A 23,069-nucleotide genomic window follows, 5' to 3' on the forward strand; every position below is an offset into this window, starting at 1 on the left:
CAGCTCTATTGTGCTAGGGACGCGGGTCCAATAGTGGCACGTAAACGTAATCCTTCTTCTGGCCCTACCCGAGGTGCCGAACCGGCCAATGCCTCGGCAACGACGCTATGTTCCGCGGCAACTCCACTTATGACCTCGGCGTCTAACACCAACGCGGTCGAAGCTTCAGTGACTTGTAAAATTAGCGAGCTCGCATCACCGAGGATGGCGGAAAGGCCGAACACCTGGCCAGGTGCTAACTCACCCACCTGTTGGCGCTGGCCATGAGCGTTGGTTGTCATGACGCGTGCTCCGCCGCTTTGCAGCATGGTAAGAGCCCCATTGTCATTAAAAATCTCTTCGCCGGGGGCCAGGGGCAACCGGCGCATGCTGGTCGCCAAGGCTTCTAGTGCCTCACCTGACAAAGTGGCGAATAGCTCAAGTCGCCCTAAAGCAGCGGCCACTTCTACCGACGAGTCTTGCGCTGGTAACCCGCCCGATTGTTCGGCCCATAACTCGGCGTAAACCCCTTTGGCAGCCTGCAATTCTTGGTGTGTTCCTTGTTCCACCAGCCGACCTTGGGACAACACAAAAATTTGATCGTAGTTTGCCACCGAAGCCAAACGGTGAGTCACCGCAACCGTGGTGCGTGAGCGACCCACTTCATCAAGGGTGGCTGCTATTTGGCGTTCGGTTCGAGGGTCTAAGGCCGAGGTGGCTTCGTCCAAAATCAAGATGGCCGGGTCGCGTACCAGAGCACGAGCAATAGCTAAACGTTGGCGCTGCCCCCCAGAAAGTCGCCCGCCACGTTCGCCAACTAAGGTGTCGTAACCGCCAGGTAGATTCAAAATAGTTTCATGGATAGCAGCTGCTTCGGCGGCGCTGACTAGATCAGCTTCGGCAGCATTCAGCCGGCCCATTCGTAGGTTTTCACGAATCGTGGTGTCGAATAAGAAACTCTCTTGCAGGACGACACCCATTTGTTGGCGCAATGAGGCCAACGTGATTTCACGAATGTCACGTCCGTCGATGGTGATCGAACCTTCATCCACATCGTAGAAACGCATAAGCAGGTTGAGCACCGAACTCTTCCCAGCGCCTGATGGTCCCACGAAAGCCACCTTGGTGCCAGCCGGAATCACGCACGAGAAATTATCCAAAACCGGGGCTTCACCAGGCACATAAGAAAACTTGACGTTGGTGAAACGAATCTCACCGGTGAGGGGCGGCACGTCGGCTGCGGTGGGGCTGTTTGGCACATCAATTTCGGCGTTCAACACCTCTTCCACCCGAGCCAAAGCACCGGTTGAGGCCTGCATCTGCTGACCCACCCCGGTAAGGCTGCCGATGGGGCCCAGCACTTCGCCCATGAGGCCCATGAAAGCCACCAAACCACCGATCGAAAAACGGCCTTCAAGAATCAGCCAGGCTCCTAGGGCGAGAACCACCAGGCGCAGTACCATCACCACGCTGTTCACGGTGAGTGAAAAGATTCCGCCAAAGAGCGACAGGCGCAGCATCGAGTCGAAAAGACGTTTGGAAACTGCTTGAAAGCGGCTGACCTCACGTTGTTCTAGTCCAAAAACTTTAACTACTGGTTGGGCGTTGTAGTTCTCGGAAAGAACATTCAGTACCGAACCGCTTTGTTCTTGCACCGCCATCGACCGGCTAAGCGCACCACTGGCCATTCGTGAGTAAATCACGGCCACCGCGGGTACCCCGGCTAACACGATTAAGGCCAAAAGTGGGTTCAAGCTCAACAGAACCACCGCCGAAACCACCAGGCTCAAAAGTTCGAAGGCCCCATCACGCAAAACCGCGCTGAAGCCCGATTCCACCTGTGAGACATCTGAGAAGAAACGTGACATAACATCGCCAGCTTCTTGACGGTGATACCATCCCGGTGAGAGGGCCTGCAAACGGGCGAACATTCGCTCTCGGATGCTGTTCACCACGGCCACACTCATATAGGTAGACAGGTACGATCGCCGCAGCGAGGCCACCTGCGAAATGGCCAACACCACTGCTAAGCCACCCAGTAACGTGGTGACCTTGTTCCAGTCACCATTTGGTATGGCATCGTCCACTAAAGAGCGGAACACAAAGGGGAAAGCGGCCGTGAAAGCCAAGCCCATCAGCATGTAGATAGCGACTTCAATCTGTTTGGCCCAATAAGGCCGAAGCTCTCGGGCTGCCAGGCGGAAGAAGGCTCGTGGTTTCGCTTTCACCTGTTCTCGTGCCAGGTTTTGACGCCAGTTTTGTTCCAGCTTGGCCAAACCTTCACCGAAGACGGCCCGTGAGGCTTCGTCACGGTTACCCAATCGTGCCGCAGCTAAGAACCGCAAAAATGCTTGCTGGTTTTCCCGCTTAATCAGATACCCCACGAATGACGCCGCCAAGATTACGGCCTGGTCGGGGTCGGCAGCACTGATCGGTGGAACTTCGCTCTCACGCAGTTCGTCGTCAGGTCGAAGCCCAGCCAGGTACAAGCCGTAGCCGTCAAGAAGTAGGCCCAGCTCGTCAGCCGCCGGTAGCTGTGCACCAAAAAGCCGCGCCAAATATCGTTCGGGGGCTTCGGGCGAGCGTTCGGAGGTGACCGCTACCCACACCTCGTCACGTTCGGCCACAATTACAGCCCCTGAAGTGACTAATTCATTCGGGTTTGAAGGATCGGGGAAAGGGTCAACAAAACATATCTGTGGCTTTACGCCCCAGGGTTCGGAACCCAAATTAGCCAAACGTCTTCTGGCTAGCGTGACACTTTTTGCAAGCTCGGCGACGATAGTTTCGGCGTAGCTGGCGGCGCGATAGCGAATAAAAGCGGCATCGGTTTCAAGCGTGACCAGCTCGTCCAGGGCCGGACGGTTCGCTGCTTCTAGCGGAGTCGAAACGTTCGTCTCATCAGGCACTGCGTTCGGTTGCTCAGCACTGATAACAATTCGGGTTCGTCCGATCTGCAGCCAGTCGCCCGCACCTAAAACGGTGGCGGAGCGTAACCGCACACCGTTTAAAATCGTACCGTTTGAACTACCTAAGTCTTCAACAATTACCCCGGCGGGCGTGGGCTCTAAACGTAAATGGCGACGTGACACCAGCGGGTCGAAGATTACTACCGTGGCCTCCCGGCCAAACTCTAGAGCCGTGTTTAGCTCTAGAGATTGGCGGGATCCATCGGGACCCTCAATATTGATGCGAAAACTTGAGGCGGTCACAGCTGTTGCTTCTGCCTATTCACCTGAGATGTTGAATCCAAAGGTGTATTCGGCCCGCCCTTCATCAATGTAAAGCGCGTATCGCTCACCAACTTCTGCTTCAAACTCACGCTGATCGTTGGCACCTGGGTTTACCCGATGCGAAAGGAGCCGGTTACCCGATTCATTATAAATTTCAAAACGGAGCGTATTCATGCTGGTAGCAGCGTTGGCAATTTGGAAAGTCATGTTGGCGTCAGTCACGTCAAAGAGGTAGTAGTCAGCCGGATCACGCCCACCGACCTGACCGTTTAGTTCCTCACCTACCGGCACCAACCGTGCCGAGGCCAAGTCACCGGGTGCGTCGCCTTCAATACCGCCATCTTCTTGCGGGGTTATATCGGTTTGGAAGCTGTAGGCACCTTCGGTTTCGGTCACGTAGATTTCTAGGTAACCGGTTTCTTTGTCCGAGAACAGCTGGCTCCATTCAGTTTTGCCACCAGGATTCACACGACCGTTAAAGACCCTTGAACCTTCAAAATAGATCTCATATTTGACGGTACTGGAGTCACGTGGTGTCTCGGCTGTGAAGGAGAACACCACACCGGCCGGCAATTCCACCAGATAGGTGTCAAGGCGGTCATGGTTGCCCAGCCGTCCGTTAACCTTTTCGCCTGCCTCGATCTCAAACGCGGTGTCGTAACTACTTCCGGCATCACCTTGTTGACCAGCATCTTTCTGGAGATCCGATGCCAGCTCGAAGCTGTAAAGGGCTGGCCCTTCGTCAAGGATTATCTCGAATTGGCCGCCACTTTCGTGGTCGAGCACTAGCGTCCACTCGGTCGAATCGTTGGGGTTTATCCGCTTGTTGTAGAGGCGTGAGCCTACGTTATATATTTCGACACGTACGGAGTTGGTGCTTTCGCGATCATTCTCCAGGCGGAAGGTTATTACGCCACTGTCGGGGGCAATAAAGGTGTAGCGGGCTTCGAGCCGGTCGTCTTCAAGACGGTCGTTGTAAACCTTGTCAAGCTCAATTTCACCATCAATTGGACGTCCGGTTTGGGCAGGACGATCACGACCTTGGCTGGCATCACCTTTACCGGCCTTCCGAGAGAACATTTCGCCTGTTTCAACGTCAATCAGGTCGAACTCATCAATGTCACCGGAGGATTCTTCGACGGCCACTACTTCGGCGGGATCGAATGTACCCCACTTGTCACCGCTGAAACTTTCGTTGTCACCCAGGCTAGGTGGCAACAGCGGATTACCGCCATAGCAGTTCACTCGAGGTACGCCACGAGCGTCAACCAACACCGCCGAGCCGCGTTGAAGCACTGCTTCACTTGCAACGGCCGCACCATCTTTGAATCCGTGGCTTAGCACTCTGGTGTCGGAACCTAGGTTCACTGGGGTCAAACCATCTAGGTATGCATCGAGGTCGGCAGGATCTAGTGTTAAAGCCCCCGCAAAGGCAGTGGCCTTGGCCTCGTCATCTGCCAAAAACGTGCTGAGCTGATCAACATCGCAGGAAAGCTCGTCGAGCGTGCCGCCGTAGAGGCCAGGCACATCACCCGAAATCGACTTGTAACCGGCCTTGCGGTCGATCCCAGTTTCGGCATTGTCAGCGTCGGTGTTTTCGTCGTCGCCTTCATCACCCTCTTGGGTAGTGGGCGCACCCTTTTCAGCAAAAGCGCGCAAGCTACCTGTTGGTTCAGTCGCAAAGGAAGCGGTGAAGCCGTCGGCACCGGCCTTGCCGAGAGGAGTAAGAGCTACCCCATCAGCCGAGGCTTTATCATCACCTAATACGTTGACCAGCACAAACCCGGCCGCAATCACCGCGATGACTGCCACTACGGCCACAATCAACTTTGATTTCGAGCCATTTTCTTTGGCGGCGGTTTGAGTAGCGCCGGGCGCGGCTCCTGGTGTATTGGGTGCACCGGTTGTGGCACCCGGAACCCCGGCTGCAGCAGCTGGCGGAGTTGTCGGTGGCGTGGCTGCTGGCGGAGTTGTCGGTGGCACGGCTGCATCGCCACTGGATGGCTGGCCCGACGGCTCAACAGGATCGGGGCTAGACCCGCCTTGATAGTCGGGGTGTTGTTCTGGCGGATACCACTTATCGTCCGATGCTTTCCACCAACCTGGCCCTTGAGGCGTATCACTCACTTTGTTAAGTCCTTCTGCTGTGGTGATGCGCTTCTAAATCACGCACCCGCTTCAACTTCGACACCGCCTAGACGCTAGGCCACTAGTTCGGTTACATCGAGCCTTAAAAACATACATTTCCAAGCCGAGCGTCGTTTCATACCCGCCGGGTATGCGCGGCACCAAGCTCGAATGATGTTGTGTAACCAACCTGGCCATTCGATGTCTAGTAGGTCGGGCACCTCACCAAGGTGCTCAAGTTCAGAACAGATTTCACAACGAGATCTGCGACCCTAATTAGGAGTACCTGTGGCAGAACAAATGGATAGCGTAACTGGTGCCGTTATTGAAGGAACCGACGGTTCGGTCTACTTCATTCCAGAGGTCATCTTGGCCAAGTACAAAGTTGACGATGCCAGCGCGGCCGTCGCCAAGGAAGCCTTCAGCGCTGATGAGGTTTCGGGTTTCGACTTCAGTAACCCCCTCTTGGGCAAGGAAGCCAACCAGATTCTGAGGGGCCAATTTGGTCCCTTTGGCTCGGTTCCTTCGGGCACCACGTTTGCGGGCGACAACGACAAGACCGTGATTATCTCAGCATCCGACACGCTGAGCTGGCGTAAAGGACCGGGCCCTGTTATCGGCTAACGATCAGCCCGGCACTCGGGCGATCGTTCACGATTACGGCAATAGCGACAAGCGCGTATTTCGAGGCACTCACCGTGTAAGGCCTCCTGCGGAGACGATCGCCTGGGTCCAGCCCCATTTTCCCACCTTCGGGATAACCAGGGTTTCGAATGTGACTGGTTTGGATGTCATTGGCATTCCAGTGGTGATGGTGGCCCGACCAAACAGCCGCGGTCTAGCGGTGTCGCAAGGCAAAGGTCTGTCCCTAGACCATGCCAAAGCTTCGGGAATTATGGAAAGCATCGAAGGCTGGCATTCGGAGCACATTCGACTGCCCCTTTGGAGGGCGTCGGCCACCGAGATCGAACGAAGTAACCGTGTGATCCAACATCAAGGATTGCCTCGTTCTTATGGAGGCACCTTGGATCCGGGATTGCAGCTGTTGTGGATTGAGGGCACCGATTTGGTGAGTGGCGATTCAGTTTGGGTACCAGAAGAGGTGGTTGGTGTCGACTGTTCGCTACCTATGCCTCCGTCGGCGGGTTGCTTCTCAATGACATCCAACGGGTTGGCATCGGGGAATCACCCCCTGGAAGCTATTAGCCACGGGTTATGCGAAGTGATTGAACGCGATTCTAAAACGCTCTTTGACCTCGTCCCCAAAGAATTAGGTGCCACTAGGCGCATCAACCTCGAAAGTGTTACCGACCCCGATTGTCGAGAACTTCTAGAGCAGTGCCACGAAGCTGGTGTTTTTGTAGCCATGTGGGATATCACGTCCGATATTGGACTACCGACTTTGACCTGCGAGATTTTTGATCGAGTGGCCAATCCGTGGCGTCCGCTGCCTATCAGCTCGGGCCACGGCTGCCACCTCAATCCAAAAGTGGCTTTCATCCGAGCTTTGACCGAAGCCGCACAAAGTCGACTCACCTATATTGCTGGTGCACGCGACGACAATCTCTATAGCGAATATGCCGAAGCTGAAAGCGCCGAAAGCGTTTCGCAACGTCGCCGTTTAATGAAGGAAACAGCCAGTAGGGATTTCGGCGAACTTTCCGATCTCTCCACTGATTCGCTAGAAGACGATGTCGCTGTGATCATCGCCATGCTGGTGGCGTGTGGCTTAGATGAAATTGTGGCCATCGACCTCAGCCAGGAAGAGTTTGGCATTCCGGTCTTCCGCGTGGTTGTTCCAGGGCTTGAACATCGTGGGCCGGGTGGAACTTGGTATCAACCGAACCTGAGGGCGCAAGAGTTTGTTGCCCGGCTACACAAGGTGAATTCACTGTGAATGAACTAGTTATTTTCGGTGGACCATCGCTGCCAGCCGCGGAAATTAGCCGACTCTTGCCAGAGGCAGTTGTGAAGCCGCCCGCCGCCATGGGTGATGTTTATCGTGCTTTAGGTGGCCGACCGAAGGCCATTGGCATTATCGACGGATATTTTGAACGTGTTCCTGCCCCATGGCACAAAGAATTGCTTTGGGCAATGGAACAAGGGGTACAGCTTTTTGGCGCTTCAAGCATGGGCGCGCTTCGGGCCGTCGAACTGCTTCCTTTCGGCATGGTGGGTGTCGGCACCGTATTTGAATGGTTCCGAGACGGTGTTCTTGAAGATGACGATGAAGTGGCGGTGGCCCACCTTGGACCGCAGGATGACTTTCGCCCCACCACCGATGCCATGGTCAACATTCGCGCCACTCTCAGCCAGGCTCGACACGAGGGCGTGATCACTAATGACGAGGCCGACCAAGTTGCCAAGATCTCTAAGGCCCTGCACTACACCGAACGGCGTTGGCCAACCGTATTGCGCTTGCTTGAGCGAGCGGCTGCTACCGAGGTGCAGCGCAAATTAGTCCCTTGGTTGGCAGAGGGTGCCATTAACCAAAAGGCGGCCGACGCACGACATCTGTTGGAAGTAATGGCGGAGTGGGACCGCTCGGGTCGTAGCGTCGCACCGAAGACCTGGAATTTCGAGCACACCACCTTTTGGGAGAAGGCGCGGCTTGAAATCGCTGAGGGACGCAGCCGTGATGATCTGCCAGCCACCGTGAGTGAGTTCGAACAAGTAATGGATGAACTACGGCTCGACGCGGTGGCCCACCAAGAAATATTGGATCGTGCCATGGTTCGGCTTTTGGCTTCGGCCTTTGCTGATGCACGTTCGGTCGAGCTGCGGCCCGATGAAACCCAATTGATGCTCGACGAACGCCGACGAGAGATGGGTCTGTTGGAACAAGGCGACGTACTGGCATGGTTGGCTGAGGAACAAATGGATGTCGATGATCTACGCACGATCATTATTGGCGACACTCATTTGGCCTGGTCAAGAGCATTGCTCGGCGATAGCTTAACCCCGGTAGCTACTGATGTACTGCGCATTGATCGGCGATACGGGACGTTGTTGAAACGAGCTCGGGAAAAACACGCCGCGCTTGGCTCAACCTGGGCGCACGAGCTCAACGACACTCCCCGCGGCAAGGCCGATACCGACACCGATGATGGCATGAACGCCGACGAAGGCCAGCTGCTGGGATGGTGGTTCACCGAGGTGCACGGCGTTGACCCGCCTGATGATCTGGATAGTTATTTAGCCCACCATCGCTTTGATGATCGAGCAGCCTATTTCCGTGCCATTCGACGTGAACGGGCCTTCCGAAAAGCACAAGAAATAGGTTCTTAGTCCGCCTTAGAGTGAGCGACTGATGATCTCTTTCATGATCTCGGTAGTGCCACCATAAATTCGGGTTATACGGGCGTCCATGTAGGCACGCGCAATGGGATATTCGGTCATGTAGCCATAACCTCCGTGGAGCTGCACGCCTTGGTCGACCGCACGGCCCTGTAGCTCGGTACACCACCATTTGGCCATGGCAGCGTCTTCGGCACTTAAGCGATCTTGGTTTAACAAAGCTACACAACGGTCGATGAAACTTTGACCAACTTCGACCTCGGTGGCCAAGGTTGCAAGGGCGAATCGAGTGTTTTGAAAACTGCTAATGGGTGCGCCGAAAGCTTGGCGTTCTTTGGTGTATTCAACGCTCCAGTCCAAGGCTGCCTTGGCCGCCGCCACCCCAGCAACGGCGATTGATAGCCGTTCTTGTGCGAGATTGGTCATGAGTAGCTTGAAGCCTTCGCCCTCGGCCCCAAGAAGGTTGGCAACCGGGACGCGGGCATCACTGAAAGCCAACTCCGCCGTATCTTGGGCGTGCATACCGATTTTCTCGAGGTTTCGGCCCCGGCTGAAACCGGGCGTGTCTCGCTCGATAACCAACAGCGACATTCCGCGATGCTTCTGGGTGGCGTCAGTCTTAACGGCGGTTATTACCAAATCGGCGTTGATTCCGTTGGTGATAAACGTCTTCGACCCGTTGACCAGGTAGTAGTCGCCGTCTCGGATGGCAGTGGTAGAAATGTTGGCGAGATCGGAACCAGTACCAGGTTCAGTCATGGCAATTGCCGTTATCAGCTCGCCCGAGCAGATACCTGGCAGCCATCTAGACTTTTGCTCGTCGTTGGTGAGGTCGCGGAAATAGGGCACACAAATATCGTTGTGCAACGTTATACCCAAGCCCGAGCCGCCAAGGCCGGCTCGCTGCACTTCTTCGTTTATTATTTGGTTGTAACGGAAATCGCGGGTTCCCCCGCCGCCGTGTTCTTCGGGTAAATCAATGCCTAAGAAACCAGCGGCACCGGCCTTTAGGAACAACTCGCGGTCGACAACACCTTCTTTTTCCCATCGTTCAATGTTGGGTACGGCTTCACGTTCAAAGAACTCTCGAATGCTAGAGCGAAACATGTCGTGCTCAGCCTCGAATACATCTCGTTCCATCACATTCCCTTTGCTTAACGTGCTTTCGGTCTTTCAGACTAATAGCGTTTCGAGAATCAACCCTAAGAACTGGCATGCCCTAATCCGATATGATGTAAAACTGATCTAGGATATCAACCAACAAGACAAACTATGCACAAGATCTTTTCTGATCACCAACAACGCTGCGCTGTCACCCTGGCGGCTATTTCAAGAGGGCGAGCTTTGTTATGACTATGGGTTCTGCCAAGGTACGCTGGCTTTTAGCCGGGCAGGAACTGTTACGAACCGGTGGGATTCGCTCGGTGAAGTTAGACGCACTCTGTGAAGAGGCTGGGCTAACCACCGGCAGCTTCTACCATCATTTTCGTAATATCGCCACCTATCGAAACGAACTGGCCACCTTCTACGGTGGTGATCAAGTTCGCGAGCTGATCTCAAGCATTACCGTGGCCGACCCCCTTGAGCGACTTGAGGCTGTGGCCGAGCTCGCCCACAACAAATCTCTCGGGCCGCTCGATATTGCCATGCGTGATTGGGCTGGCAGTGACCAACGAGCAGCCGCGGCGGTCGAGGCCGCCGACTTTGCCATGCTCGAACATTTTGCCCAACTCTTTGAAGACCTAGGGCATCGCCAAGATGAAGCTCGACTTCGAGCACTACTGCTCCTCTCGGCTGGCGTTAGTCGTGTTCACAATCCGTGGAAAGTTCCGAACGTGACCTCGACGCTTCTAAAACTGCTGGCGGGCCGCTGTATCGAGTTGAATCAAAGGCGCTAGGTCGGAAAACCAGAGCCCAACCACTAACCTCGGTGTGAAGGAATTCACTTTTGATTCCTGTCATACACCAATTGGGGGGTGTTCAGTGGACAGCATTGCATTGCATCAACAAGTGCTTGATGCGACCGAACGGGCGCGAGCCAGCATGACCCTGCAAAACGTTCCCATCAACGTCTATGAAAGCTCGGCAGCAATGGTGGTTGTGGCACCATTTCCGACGGTTCAACCCGATGATGTAGTTATTGAGCTGGCCGATGGCAAGCTTCGAATCTTTGGCGAGCTGCGAAGCGCTGGGCCGAGACAGTACTTGATTCAGGAATGGAAGTACGGCGGCTACGAACGAGAAATTGATGTTCCCGCTGGCTTTGGCGCTGGCCTTGAGGCGTCGCTTTCACAAGGGCAACTAGCCGTTCGCGTATTGCGGGGCGAGCCAAGCACAGCACCACTAAGAATCCAGCCTGCCGATACTGCGCTGGCTCTGGATTAAATCAGCAGATCAGCCGTCGGGTGAACATCCAATCGGCTAACGAGCTAAACAAACGGCCATGAAACGCCAAGTCGTCGAGCGGTTGCTGGCGCAACCAGGTTAAATGGGTGCGCCGCCCGCTGCTGGTTGTGTTTAATCGTTTTCCAAAACTATTAACGTCGTTTCTAATGTTTGGTGTTGTCAAGCCGATCTCAAAGGTCAATGTAGGAAGGGTTGCACCACGTCCTACCCGCTCTTGTTACTCGTCGCAGGTTCAGCACCGCAGCTCGGGCCTTGAGGAGTCGTGTCCCAGAAAGATTTTCTTATGGCCAAAACTTCAGTACTAGCGACCGGCGTCGAACGATCATTTGATCTAGATGAGGTAATTGTCTCTAAGACCGACCTCCAGGGTCGATTAACTTACGTTAATGACGTGTTCATCAGAGTCTCTGCTTACAGCGAGTCAGAACTAATTGGTAAACCTCATAACGTTATCCGACATCCTGAAATGCCTCGTAGCATCTTTCAACTACTTTGGGACACCATTAGGCATGGCAAAGAACTATTTGCATACATAAACAACCTGGCCGCTGATGGCGCATATTACTGGGTATTTGCTCACATAACACCGAGTTTAGACACTCAAGGAAATGTTCTTGGATATCATTCAAACCGTCGAGTGCCTGACCGAGATGCCATAAATGAAGTGAGCCAGCTCTATTCAATGTTACTCACTCAAGAAAAGCTTGCGGGTCGAGGCAGAGCGAGCATTGATGCTGGCACCGATCTATTGCAACAAACTCTCGCTCGACAAAATCAAACCTACGATGAATACGTCTGGGGTTTAGCTACAAAGTCAGTAGAGAGACTGTGATGTTCAAGATGTCGACACTGAAGAAACCTGGAAGCACTAAACGACAACAGTTTAGACAACAATTAGAGCTCTTCGAAACAGCCATAGCGACCATAACATCCGTTTGTCGGCGAACTAGCCAAGGCGATTTAGAAGTACGGGTTCCGAAGCTTACCGACGATAACCTGCTGATCCCAGCTCTAGAGGAAGTACGTTGGGCTATAAATTCATTAATCGATAACACCGACGCCTACGTTCGAGAGTCAAGTGCAACCCTACAGGCAGCGGCGGAAGGTAGGTTCTACCGACAGTTCCTAACCCGGGGCACACAAGGCGCATTTACCACGGGTGCCAAAACCATTAATTACGCCTACAATGAAATGCGTTCGGCCGATGGCCTCATACTTGATGTGGCATCGAAAGTTAGTGAGGCATCCACCGACTTAAGCAACTCTGCTGGTGCCCTGGCTACTTCGGTAGGTATCGGTGTATCTGAATCAAAAGCGGCTAGAGAAACTGTCGTCCTTTTAGAAGAGGCGTCAAAACAAATAGAAGAAGCGGCAACCCTTATACAGAAGGTCGCCGCCCAAACCAAGCTACTTGCGTTTAATGCAACCATAGAGGCTGCTCGTGCCGGAGAAGCCGGTAAGGGCTTTAACGTAGTAGCCACAGAAATTAGACATTTGGCAGATGCGACCTCTGAATCAGGTAGTCAGATTGTGCAGAATATACGGCAAACACAAACCGCTGCAGCTGCAGCTTCTGACGCCATAGCTAAAATTTCTAATGTGATTCAAGACATCGACCGACAAGCTGACGAAATCAGCGTGGCAGCAAATGGTTCAGGGTCTCAAGACGACGGTCTTGCTAACTTGAGCGAGCTTCTCCGAACCCGGCTTGCCGACGTCGTAAACGATAAGCGGGCCTTCTCATAGCTCTCGGAGTCTAAATACACCAACTGAAGAGCTATCAGGACTGTGCGGACTATCAAGGTTTACCATGGTATCAAATTTGATACCATGGGTGTATGGAAGCAACTTTGATCGCCGAAGCCCGCTCATCGGCACAACTGAGTTTGCGAGAGTTAGCCAAGCGCGCAGGCACCTCACACTCGACTTTGGTGGCCTACGAACACGCCCGTAACAGCCCCTCAATCGACACTATGATGCGAATAATTCGTGCCGCGGGCTACGAGCTCGACGTTCGTTTAGAACGCCGAATTCGCCGGGCCAACGGGCTCGACCGAGGCGATGAGCTTGAGATGGCCTTGGAACTAGCCGCGCAATTTCCGGCCCGTCACTCTCGCACCCTTCAGGCCCCCAAGTTCCGAATTCAACCGGTTGAATAACGCCCCAGCCAAACCTTAAGACCACGCTGTATTTCTGTGCCAACACAATTGTTGTCTAAGTGAGTGAACCCTAAATGGCCTTCCCCGAACCTCGCCTTTCAATTGTTGACAAAATCGTGGAGATACATCTGGCTTTAAGTGCTGGTGAGGTTCCCCACGGCTTTGGCGGAGCATTGGCTTTGGCTTGGTGCACGCAACAAGCCCGAGGCACCATCGACATCGACATCAACATTTTTCTAGATGCCGAAGCCGCTGGCACGGTGTTTGAAACCCTTCCCGACGGCCTCATTTGGAGCGACGACGACATTGAGGTGGCAACGCGTGATGGCCAAGTTCGACTCTGGTGGGACCAAACCCCGCTCGACGTATTTCTAAACACCACCCCGTTTCACCATGAGGTAGCCGCTCGAGTGCGCTACGAGAACTTCGCCGGGCATTCAATACCGTTTCTGAACTGTAATGATCTGGCGGTTTTCAAAGCTTTCTTTAACCGCACCAAAGACTGGGCTGACCTAGAAGAAATGCTTGCTGCCCACACTCTCGATTTGCAACGTGTGCTTGGGGTATTGGCCCAACACCTAGGTGGCGACGACGAACGAGTCACCCGTTTGATAGGCCTCAGCGTTTAGCAACAAGCGCGCGGAATGTGTGCGACCTCGCAATTTAGCCAAGGCCTTAAGCAGCGCCGAGCACGAAGATCTAATGGCAAGCGGTGCCCTAAGTCACCTTTATCTCAAACACTCAGGCGCGACCCACCTTGGCATGACATCATTACAACTTGGACTAACGCAGAAGCGAACCCGTTTCGAGTACCGACCAATCAAGGACGTTATATATGTCGATTGCTATATCCGAAGACCACAAGGCTCTAGCGGAAACAGCCGCAGATTTCTTGACCAACCGCGGAGCCATCAGGGCCGCACGGACACTGCTTGAAACCCCCGACGAGCCCATTACCGAGCTGTGGGGCGAAATGGTTGCCATGGGTTGGCCAGGGCTCCACATTCCCGAAGAGTATGGCGGTTCGGGCTACAGCCTTGAAGAGCTAGTGGTGGTCATCGAACAAACTGGCCGCGAGGTGACCCCCGGCCCATTAGTTCCAACCACAATTGCCAGCGCCGTGATCGATGCCGTGGCCGACGAGGCCACCAAAGCCCGGCTCCTACCAGGTCTGGTTGACGGTTCACTCCTAGGCGGTATTGGCCTTGGCGGAAGCGTTTCCGCCAACGGCGACAAAGTCTCAGGCGATGCGGGCACGGTCTTGGGCGGCGGATTAGCCAACATCATCGTGGTGCCTACAGGAGCCGACCTAGCCATCGTGGAAGTCGGTGCTGGTACCTCCGTTGAAAATCCACCCAACCTCGACCCCACCCGTCGCAGCGCACGCGTTTCATTTGATGGCGCCGAAGCCACGGTAGTGGCTGGTGGCGCTCAAGCTTTAGTTGATTTAGCCCGCGTTATTCTGGCCGCAGAGGCTACCGGGCTAGCCGCAGCCTCTACTGACCAGGGTGCCCAATACGCCAAAGAACGTCTGCAGTTCGGTCGTGTGATTGGAACCTATCAAGCGGTGAAGCATCACTGTGCCAACATGGCGGTCGCGACCGAGCTGGCCACCAGTGCCGTTTGGGATGCCGCCAAAGCTGCTGCCACCGGAGGTGATGTTTTCACCTTCACCGCTGCTACGGCGGCCTCACTAGCAGCCGATGCCGCTTATCTCTGTGCCAACCTGAATACCCAGGTACACGGTGGCATCGCCATTACTTGGGAGCATGACGCCCACCTAAATATGCGCCGCTCGATCGTGCTGGGAAGCATCATTCGCCCCGACGACGCTGCCGCTGATTTGGTTGATCTAACCCGCAAGGGTGTTTCACGAGGTAAAGAGGTTGAGCTTCCCGAAGAAGCCGAACCAATCCGGGCCGAAGTCCAAGCTTTCATTGCCGAGCATCAAGCCCTTCCCGAGGCTGAACAAAAGGCCAACCTTATTGACTCGGGTTACGCGTTTGCCCACTGGCCAGCCCCATATGGCCGCAACGCTGGCCCAATCGAGCAGCTGGTCATCGAGCAAGAATTTGCTAAGGCTGGTATTCAGCGCCCCAATCTGGGCATCACCGGATGGAATATTCTGACCTTGGTGCAATACGCCACCCAAGACCAGCTCGATCGTTGGGTCATGCCAGCTCTCAACCAAGAAGTTATTTGGTGTCAGCTCTTCTCGGAACCCGATGCTGGCTCGGATGCCGCTGGTGTGAAGACCAAAGCCACCAGAGTTGACGGCGGCTGGCTGGTCAATGGCCAAAAAGTGTGGACCTCGGGTGCCCATCTGTCGTCATTTGGCCTGGCTACAGTACGAACCAACCCCGATGTACCCAAGCACGATGGCATCACCATGATGGTGATTGATATGCACGCTGAAGGCGTTGAGGTTCGTCCCCTGCGTCAAACCAGCGGTGATTCCGGCTTCAACGAGGTGTTCTTCACTGATGTTTTTGTGCCCGACGACGATGTGGTTGGCCCTGTTGACGGTGGTTGGACTGTCGCTCGCGCCACTCTAGGCAACGAGAGTGTCAGCATTGGTGGGGGGCAAGGTGGTATGTCCGTTCCACCATCGATGTTGGTTGAAACTTTCGATGCTCATCCCGAGCGTCTTGATGGTGGCGCTGCCCGCCTAGGCCGTTATATCGCCAAGAACCAAGCTATTGGGTTGTTGAACCTGCGGGCTGTGAACCGTGCCGTTGCGGGCGCTGGACCTGGCCCCGAAGGTGCCATGACCAAGCTCATCTTGTCAGAGCTAGGCCACGAATCGGCAGCCTTCATTGCTGAAATGAACGGCCCCGACACTGCCTTTACCGATGGTTTGGGAGCTATTGGTCACGGCCTCTTCATGATGCATCGTGGCATGTCGATCGCCGGTGGAACCTCGGAGATTAAGCGGAATCAAATTGGTGAGCGCATCCTCGGGCTCCCCCGCGACCCGTTGATTAAGTAGTAGCTACCGCTCGCCTAATAAGCGAGCAACATAGGTAGCGTAAGGACCTTAAGGCTGTAGCGTTCGCACCGGTATCACCGTGGCGCAGCGCTGCAGCCTTATACTTTTTTATCGTCCGAGATGTTTAGGCGAACTTAAAGATTCGGGTTGCTGGGTTGTTCAGTCGAACCAACCAAGAATCGTATCGATGGCTTTGCGCGTGTAGCGTCGACTGGTTCGAGAAACGTTACTGATACCTTCGTGCGCCCGTGCCAAAGGCCAGGTCTCATCGGTTTCGCCAAAGCTCCAGTTAGCATCGGGCGAACAAGCGTCAAGGGCTTCCCAAACCGCATCCCAACAAATGTTGTTAGGCGCATAAAATAGTAAACCTCCCCCGGGGGTGGTCACGTTCAACAAACATTCCGGGTCAGCATCTTCAATGGGACGACAACTTTCAACATCGGCATATTCATCACCGTGTTCTTCCCACTCCACCCACAGGCCGTCTCGCCAGTCACCGGTACCAGCCATTCCCCGCCGATGACCGTTGACCTTCAAATAACCGTGGTCCACCGATGCCCAAGACGACCGGCCCGGTGTGGGCATAATGGTGGCTTCACAAACCTGCACTGGGGCTTGTGAAGAACTCTGTAACCCGTGCGGGTCGTGGCGGTTAACGGGATTGTTGCCAGCATAGACATACAGGTTTGACTGGCCACCAGCTAAATCGAGCGGGTCGGGCTGTAAGAAACGGGAACTTGAAAGGTCGAGTTGTCGAGCACCCAAATCAACCACTTGGGCCACTGAGTCATGCAGCGCTCCCGCATAACCAAAAGGCTGGAAACCGGGATTGGAATCAGCCACGATGTCACCCAGCGGGTCGTAATCCAGGGCTTGGACCACTTCACCGGTCGTTGCTTCAATCACTCGCCGCACGTTGCCTCGGTGGTCGCTGATCACACGAAGCAATTCGTTGCCCCCAAAGAGAACTTCTGGTGCTGTGGCCGTATCGACATGCACGGTTCGTAGGGTACGGCCGTTTGGATAGTAGACCTGGGCCACACGCTGACCACGCCACAACAGCTGATAGCGCAGGTTGCCGTTGTCATTGGCTTCGAGCGGCCGACCAAAGGCGTCACGCCGGTATTCGACCGAATGCGATACGCCTTCGACGTTGACTTCGCCTGCTGTTTCGGTTGGGTCAACCTTAGATCCTTGGTGTTCCCTCGAGGCTGACGCTGGCAGCGAAAAGTCAACGTCCACTCTCTGTAACTGGCCAAAACCGTCGTAGTGGAACTGGCGTCGGCCAAGGCGTTGCACTAGTCCTGAGGGGCTGTGTTCCACCGGCAAACCATCGAAGGTGCGTAGTCGATCACCTGCCCCAATGGTGGCGGTCAGGTGTTGATCACTACGAATGTATTCAACAATGTTGTCGTTGGGATCGAAGTTTAGACCCAGCAAAACTGAATTATCTCGCCAAGCTCCGACTAAACGTTTTGCCTGGTCGTAGCGGTATTTAATGGTTTGTTGCGAGGCTGATTCGGTTTCTACTACTTCTACTATTTGGCCCGCGGAATCACGGGTGATGGTTTCCGCGAAAATCAGCTGCTCGCCGTGGTAGGTGGCGTGAAATACCAGTGCCCCGCTCGAGTTGTATTGGTATTCGGTGCGTAACTGTCCAACAAGCAGTGACGAAACCCGATCAGTTTCAGCTTCCCGCACTACTCGGACCGGACCCCTCACCAAAATGTTGCCAGCAGCATCGCGTTCGGTGTTCACGATTAGCCCATCGACGGTTACCGAACATTCCCGAAAATGCTGGTCATAGTCGAATTCAATGGTGGCATTAACCCGCCCGGTTGTCTCATGACGCGCCAACAAATATCCATCGTAAACATAGGCAACGCTGTCGCCGTGGTGGGTGGCGGCGCTTTGTGGTTGACCGCTGTGTGGATTCCAAACGAAAGAGGTTTCCGTCTCGCCTGCACTTAGCTTCGTCACACGCCCGGCCTGGTCGCGGACATAGTCGAGTGCTGCCTCGCCTTCGACTTGGCTAGAAACCAAAATACGATCATCGTTGTAAGTGAACTCTTCGGTAACAATGCCAATCTCGGTCGGTCGCCGCCGTTTGAGAACCAGCCCATCGAGAGCCAGTTCCAACTGGGTTTGGTCGCCGTTTGGAGAGGTTGTAGCTACCACCCGACCGGCAGCGTCTCGCTCATAATGCAGCCAGCCAAGCCCGTTAAACTCATCTACCAGCCGACCAGCCGAGTCATAACGAAACTCTCTTTTGAGACCATCGTGGTTGATGGCACTTACCCAGCCGTGCTCGTTGTACAGGAAACTCGCTTCAGAAGTACCAGCTCTCTGGTGAACCAGGCGACCTTGCTCGTAGGTAGCTTCCACCACCCCTAACCCGGGTTGTGTCCAGCGGCGCTGGTTAGCTTCAGTAAATTCCGCGCTAGTCACTAAGCCGTTCGGCGATTCTTCGGTAAACGCTCTTCGCTGAGGATCAAAACTTCGTCGCCATTTCGAACCGTGTTGGTCAACTACCTCGGTGATCGTGCCCTTGGCCGCCGTGTTCTTGTGCCGGATAGTGGTTTTTAGTCGCCCACCAGGTGTGCGATGAGTGACCCGTTCAATTTGCGTAACGCCATCCGAACTCGAGCGGGTCTCGGTTGCCACATTCACCACGGTGCCATTCGGCTGCAGGGTGATGGTTTCACCCGGTGCCTCGGTGATTATGGTGTCGGAACCGCTTCCGCAACAATGCTGGCGGAGTTCGGTGCCCTTCATGTTTACCGAACGTCGACTAACGCTTGACTCTTGACCTCCGCCGCTTAGCTGGGAAATCTTTCGAACTCCAGCATCATTGGTAATAACGGTGTCAACCCGATATCCGCTCGACCACGAGACCGCGGTTGCGTTACCGAGCTGGTCGTGAAGCACTCGCGCTTCTAGACCCACGGGATCGGTCACGTTTTCAAGTAGCCCATGTTCATTGAACCCAAATTCAAAGAGCGCTGGAGCGGCTTCATTATTTTTGATCAACTTCAGGCTGGCAGCACGACCATGGGCGTCTAGGACGAGCTCGTACTGTGCTCCGGTAAAGCTCCGAATCTGAACGGTTTCAGCCCCAATTTGGCAAGAAATTTGAACATCACCAGGCAGAGTCCAGCCAGTGAGCTGCCAACGGTCGTCGTATCGAGCACGAAACGTTTCTTTGGTACTAACACGGTTGAAGCTACGCAGATGGTAACCATTTCCGCCAAAGACATGAACATGTGCTTGGGTGGCCACCACAATGTGCTCATCACGAGCGGGTACCCACGAAAGACCAATCGTTGATCGCTTGGTGCCAGGAACCACATCAACCTGCGTGGAGCGTTGGCCAGCACCGTGCCAAAGCACCTGCGTGGAAGGCTCAAAGTGGCATAAGCCATAAGGTACAAATCCACCAAAACCTACGCTGCGCGCATCCCACGTTCCCCGGATCTGGTCTCGTTGCCACCACTGAGTATGTTCGGGCCGACCGCGGGTTGGTTGACGTCGCCAACCAACCCGAACCGGAATACTCGAAGAACCGATAGTCGGGGTTAACGCCATTTCCGCACCGTTGGCGGAATTAACAGCTTCGGGGCTCGGTCCTTGACCATCCCAGTAGTGCTGCCAGACTAAGTGTGGCTTGGGTGCTAGTTCGGCGCTTACCAACCCCGAGGGCAAATCAGCTTCAACCAAGACGGCTGTTATGTCGCTTGGTGGACGCGCTCCGGTGAGTGCCACCCGTAGTTCATAGTCCCGAAGTCGCCGCGAGGTACTTCGCTCATCGGCGTAGAAACGCAAGCCCGCGCCCAGATCAACATGCAGCAACGCCGCTTGAGTGCTTCCATTGATGACGACTTGTAGTGGATCACTCATGGACAGTCCTCATTCGTATCATCAGGATCATCAGGTGGTCCATCATCAGGAGGTCCATCATTCGGCGGGCCAGTGGGCAGTGGCGGTGGACCTTCACTGTCTGGAGGAGCGTCAGGACCATCGAGGTTCGGTCCGGTTTCATCGGGAGGTGGAGGTGGCGTTGGGTCGGGGCTTGGGGGTCCCGACATTGGACCACCGAGATCGCCCCAAGGCGGCGGTGGATTCCCGGCACCGGGCAAACTTGTCCACCACACTTCTGGCAGGCGCACGGAAGGGTCGCCAACTAGGCCGCCGGGTAAACCATCACCTCCAGGAACCGGCATAAACCGAATAACGTCAGGCTCTGGTTCACTGCCGGTGGCCACGCGATAAACAACATAAGCGGTCGCTAACACCACTAGCGCCGCCACCTGCTTCACCCATGCCTCGGGCGCTCGCTGCGGTGGCTGGGCCATGGCTTCGGGTCGATCCGGTGCCGCTTCAACAATTGGTTCTTCAACACCGCTATTCGTTGCGACCACATAAGGGCTCCAGCCCTGATCATTGAACCACCGTTGGTGTTGCAGGTTGTTCGGACATGGGGCCCAGCCCATCTCGGCAGGCAGATTACCGTCTAGCGCACCGCACTCTCGACCTGCTCGGCCAGCCATTCGCAAGGCCACGGTGTAATCGGCCGGGCGCTTTTGTGGCCATGGGTCTACCTCATAGGCACGGTGGTAATACAGTCCATTGCGCAAACGCAAATATCGCCAGGGTGTCAAGCGGTCTAAGAAACTGCGGTCAACATTTTGGTTCTTGAGGTAACCCTGCGAAGGGTTTTGGCGTGGGGCTAAAAGATGATCACGAACTGACACCCGCCGCAGCGTGAAGTAGTCGAGCCCAACTGCTAGCACAATGGCCGCCAAGAAAAGTACCGGTAAGGAGTAGTGGCCGATAAATATGTTCTGCAACCAAGGGGCGATGCTGTCATGATCGTTGCTTCTCATGTGATCAAGGGTTGGTGCCACCAAACAGATTCCACCAACCATCAGCAACAAGGCGTTGCGCCAGTGCAACACCACTAGTGCCAATCCGAAAGCCGCCACCGCGCTCCACACGGCATGACCAACGACTACCGAACCATCACCCACATTCCACATTCCTGGAATTAGGTAACCCCAAACACCCCGAAACCCATCGGCTGTGGTTCGACCCCACAGTGCATCTTCGGTGAACGCAAACCCGAAACCGAGAACGAAACCAATCACCAACACATCGGCGGTGCCATATTGGAACTTCAACCGACGCATGAATGCCAACAACACCACTATCGGGGCCAATTTGGCGGCTTCTTCAAGGGGCGGCACCAACCAAATGTCGGGACTTTCACTCTCGAAGATTCGCATTAGGGGTCCGGCTAGGTAGTACACCAAGCTGGTGGTCAACATCGTACCGAGCCCCCAGTAGCGAATAAGCTTTTGTGCTGGTAGTCGACGCACCGTGATGCTGACGATCAGCAACAGAGCCACCGTGTAGAGGGGGTAACGAAAGCTGTGCCAAAGGTTTCCCCATGACGTGGTGCTGGAGAGCCCTTTAACGAAAAGGACGAAGGCCACCACGGCTACCAGATGCATTAAACGAATGGCTACTGCCAGCGGAGAGCCCAACAACAGCGCTCGACCAAGGTCAATAGTTCGCCAGCCGTCGGTGACTACCGGGGTTGAACGCCCAACTATCTCGAGCAGGGCACGTTCTTCAGCTGGGCTCCATAGCGGGGCAGGATCGACCGAGGATTGGGTGGCCGCGGTTTTTCGATCTTGTGGGGCTGCAGCTGGGGAAAACGCAGTTGGGGTGGAGGCTGACATGGCGAGCGGTCGGCTCCTCACTATTGAAGCTTTTGGAAACCCTACCGCTCCTGTGTGACGACTGGCATGCTTTATAGCCTTTGATACCAGCCAGATTGCCTTTGATACCAGCCAGCCGTAGAGCCACTGCTAGCGCCACATCGAATTATTGTTCACTCTCACTACCAAGGCTGCCCACGACCCTAAGTTGCACCGAAGCGGTGCAAATTCGCACCAGCTTCGCACTCGGAAATTTCGCTAATCAGCTTCGGCCAGAATGGCGTAGAGCTTTTTGCGAGCCTCAACAAGCACCGCAACGGCATCGGCTTTGGCCTTTTCATTGCCAGCTTCGGCCACCTGGCGCGAGGCCATACCTACTTGTCGCGTGACTTGGCGCAGCGAGTGGTCCGAAGCGCTTACTCCGGCCATCACTGTTTCCCAAGGGGTTGCTTGCCCTTCCCCTTTAGCGGCCTCGGTGCGACCTGCTTCGGTTAGGGTAAAAGAACGACGGCCTGACTCTTGATCAGCGGTGAGCAAGCCTTCATCTTCCAACATCGACAAGGTTGGATAAATGGAACCGGGGCTGGGTTTCCACACTCCACCGGTACGTTCTTCAATTTCTTTGATCATCTCATAACCGTGCATCGGTTGTTCGGCTAGCAAGGCCAAGATCATGGCTCGGACTTCACCGCGGCGCGCACGACGAGGCCCACCCCGGCGACCGGGGCCTGATCTTTCGGCAGCTGCCCATCCTCGGCCTGCACCGGATCCGCCGCCACCGTGACCACGACCTGGACCTCGGCCTCGACCGTAACCGCGACCGTCATTTCGTTCACGCGGCTCAAAACCACTGTCGAAACCGCCGCCTCTGTAATTACGCATGTTTCTCATTAATTCTCCTAATAAATCTATTGCGATATGCTAACGATATATCGCAATAGATTGTTTCACAACCTTTGAAACATCCGTCTAAGAAATTTCCGCAGTGAACACACCAAGTCGGGGCTTGAATCTGGCCCCCGCCCTAGAACCCTCGCAATCAACCCTCGCAATAGACCCGAGGAATAGACCTGCTCCTTCGTCGCAATGCGTACACCGAAGCGCGTTCCGCTCGGTTGAGTGTGACGTATTTGTGCTAAGCAATCGACAGAACAGTTAC

At 54.9% G+C, this 23,069-nt stretch carries 16 protein-coding genes; 10 read left to right on the forward strand and 6 right to left on the reverse strand.

What is annotated here, in order from left to right:
• Positions 1-5: 5 nt before the first annotated feature.
• Entirely contained in the window at positions 6-3,191 is a 3,186-nt protein-coding gene (locus WC184_07355) for an ABC transporter transmembrane domain-containing protein (protein ID MFA7477699.1), read from the reverse strand.
• Between the two features lie 15 nt (positions 3,192-3,206).
• Positions 3,207-5,339, reverse strand: a complete 2,133-nt coding sequence (locus tag WC184_07360; GenBank protein MFA7477700.1) for a DUF6777 domain-containing protein — start codon at positions 5,337-5,339, stop codon at positions 3,207-3,209.
• A gap of 288 nt (positions 5,340-5,627) precedes the next feature.
• Between WC184_07360 and WC184_07365 the strand changes: the two genes are divergently transcribed.
• Genes WC184_07365 through WC184_07375 form a run of 3 tightly spaced genes read left to right on the forward strand, consistent with a single transcriptional unit; the run spans position 5,628 to position 8,627 of the window.
• Positions 5,628-5,963: a hypothetical protein gene (locus WC184_07365; GenBank protein MFA7477701.1), complete on the forward strand. Its 336-nt coding sequence runs from the start codon at positions 5,628-5,630 to the stop codon at positions 5,961-5,963.
• A 22-nt stretch (positions 5,964-5,985) separates the two neighbouring features.
• Entirely contained in the window at positions 5,986-7,236 is a 1,251-nt protein-coding gene (locus WC184_07370) for a YcaO-like family protein (protein ID MFA7477702.1), read from the forward strand.
• Positions 7,233-8,627 carry a TfuA-like protein gene (locus tag WC184_07375; GenBank protein MFA7477703.1) on the forward strand — a complete coding sequence of 465 codons (1,395 nt, stop codon included), beginning with the start codon at positions 7,233-7,235 and terminating at the stop codon, positions 8,625-8,627. Before WC184_07370 ends, WC184_07375 begins: the two co-directional genes overlap by 4 nt.
• Before the next feature lie 6 nt (positions 8,628-8,633).
• On the opposite strand, the gene WC184_07380 is transcribed toward WC184_07375, so the two are convergent.
• Positions 8,634-9,776 (reverse strand): acyl-CoA dehydrogenase family protein, encoded by a 1,143-nt coding sequence (locus tag WC184_07380; protein MFA7477704.1) that lies wholly within the window; start codon positions 9,774-9,776, stop codon positions 8,634-8,636.
• Between the two features lie 209 nt (positions 9,777-9,985).
• Between WC184_07380 and WC184_07385 the strand changes: the two genes are divergently transcribed.
• From WC184_07385 to WC184_07415, 7 genes are all read left to right on the forward strand, one after another.
• Positions 9,986-10,534 carry a TetR/AcrR family transcriptional regulator gene (locus WC184_07385; GenBank protein ID MFA7477705.1) on the forward strand — a complete coding sequence of 183 codons (549 nt, stop codon included), beginning with the start codon at positions 9,986-9,988 and terminating at the stop codon, positions 10,532-10,534.
• An 85-nt stretch (positions 10,535-10,619) separates the two neighbouring features.
• Positions 10,620-11,021, forward strand: a complete 402-nt coding sequence (locus WC184_07390) for an Hsp20/alpha crystallin family protein (protein ID MFA7477706.1) — start codon at positions 10,620-10,622, stop codon at positions 11,019-11,021.
• Between the two features lie 304 nt (positions 11,022-11,325).
• Positions 11,326-11,874, forward strand: a complete 549-nt coding sequence (locus WC184_07395) for a PAS domain-containing protein (protein MFA7477707.1) — start codon at positions 11,326-11,328, stop codon at positions 11,872-11,874.
• 8 nt (positions 11,875-11,882) lie between these two features.
• Positions 11,883-12,788 (forward strand): methyl-accepting chemotaxis protein, encoded by a 906-nt coding sequence (locus WC184_07400; protein MFA7477708.1) that lies wholly within the window; start codon positions 11,883-11,885, stop codon positions 12,786-12,788.
• A 92-nt stretch (positions 12,789-12,880) separates the two neighbouring features.
• Positions 12,881-13,201 carry a helix-turn-helix transcriptional regulator gene (locus WC184_07405; protein ID MFA7477709.1) on the forward strand — a complete coding sequence of 107 codons (321 nt, stop codon included), beginning with the start codon at positions 12,881-12,883 and terminating at the stop codon, positions 13,199-13,201.
• Between the two features lie 74 nt (positions 13,202-13,275).
• Positions 13,276-13,830, forward strand: a complete 555-nt coding sequence (locus WC184_07410; GenBank protein MFA7477710.1) for a hypothetical protein — start codon at positions 13,276-13,278, stop codon at positions 13,828-13,830.
• Between the two features lie 206 nt (positions 13,831-14,036).
• The gene (locus WC184_07415; GenBank protein ID MFA7477711.1) at positions 14,037-16,190 is read left to right on the forward strand and encodes an acyl-CoA dehydrogenase; all 2,154 of its coding nucleotides are present in this window, start codon (positions 14,037-14,039) and stop codon (positions 16,188-16,190) included.
• Between the two features lie 159 nt (positions 16,191-16,349).
• Here the strand turns inward: WC184_07415 and WC184_07420 are convergent, their stop codons facing one another.
• The 3 genes from WC184_07420 to WC184_07430 all read right to left on the reverse strand — a co-directional run bounded on the left by WC184_07420 (position 16,350) and on the right by WC184_07430 (position 22,801).
• Entirely contained in the window at positions 16,350-20,087 is a 3,738-nt protein-coding gene (locus tag WC184_07420) for an RHS repeat-associated core domain-containing protein (GenBank protein MFA7477712.1), read from the reverse strand.
• Positions 20,084-21,931 carry a PrsW family glutamic-type intramembrane protease gene (locus WC184_07425; protein MFA7477713.1) on the reverse strand — a complete coding sequence of 616 codons (1,848 nt, stop codon included), beginning with the start codon at positions 21,929-21,931 and terminating at the stop codon, positions 20,084-20,086. Before WC184_07425 ends, WC184_07420 begins: the two co-directional genes overlap by 4 nt.
• Before the next feature lie 237 nt (positions 21,932-22,168).
• Positions 22,169-22,801 carry a PadR family transcriptional regulator gene (locus tag WC184_07430; protein MFA7477714.1) on the reverse strand — a complete coding sequence of 211 codons (633 nt, stop codon included), beginning with the start codon at positions 22,799-22,801 and terminating at the stop codon, positions 22,169-22,171.
• Positions 22,802-23,069: the final 268 nt, after the last annotated feature.

The organism is Acidimicrobiia bacterium (assembly GCA_041676705.1).
In the GTDB taxonomy this organism is placed as follows: Bacteria; Actinomycetota; Acidimicrobiia; order Acidimicrobiales; family SKKL01; genus Actinomarinicola.

What these genes read in the sequence shown, in the direction of transcription:
- WC184_07380 (MFA7477704.1), bottom strand. Translation starts at nt 9,776, where the DNA reads ATGGAACGAGATGTATTCGAGGCTGAGCACGACATGTTTCGCTCTAGC.
- WC184_07385 (MFA7477705.1), top strand. Translation starts at nt 9,986, where the DNA reads ATGACTATGGGTTCTGCCAAGGTACGCTGGCTTTTAGCCGGGCAGGAA.
- WC184_07395 (MFA7477707.1), top strand. Translation starts at nt 11,326, where the DNA reads ATGGCCAAAACTTCAGTACTAGCGACCGGCGTCGAACGATCATTTGAT.
- WC184_07400 (MFA7477708.1), top strand. Translation starts at nt 11,883, where the DNA reads ATGTCGACACTGAAGAAACCTGGAAGCACTAAACGACAACAGTTTAGA.
- WC184_07405 (MFA7477709.1), top strand. Translation starts at nt 12,881, where the DNA reads ATGGAAGCAACTTTGATCGCCGAAGCCCGCTCATCGGCACAACTGAGT.
- WC184_07410 (MFA7477710.1), top strand. Translation starts at nt 13,276, where the DNA reads ATGGCCTTCCCCGAACCTCGCCTTTCAATTGTTGACAAAATCGTGGAG.
- WC184_07415 (MFA7477711.1), top strand. Translation starts at nt 14,037, where the DNA reads ATGTCGATTGCTATATCCGAAGACCACAAGGCTCTAGCGGAAACAGCC.
- WC184_07420 (MFA7477712.1), bottom strand. Translation starts at nt 20,087, where the DNA reads ATGAGTGATCCACTACAAGTCGTCATCAATGGAAGCACTCAAGCGGCG.
- WC184_07425 (MFA7477713.1), bottom strand. Translation starts at nt 21,931, where the DNA reads ATGTCAGCCTCCACCCCAACTGCGTTTTCCCCAGCTGCAGCCCCACAA.
- WC184_07430 (MFA7477714.1), bottom strand. Translation starts at nt 22,801, where the DNA reads ATGAGAAACATGCGTAATTACAGAGGCGGCGGTTTCGACAGTGGTTTT.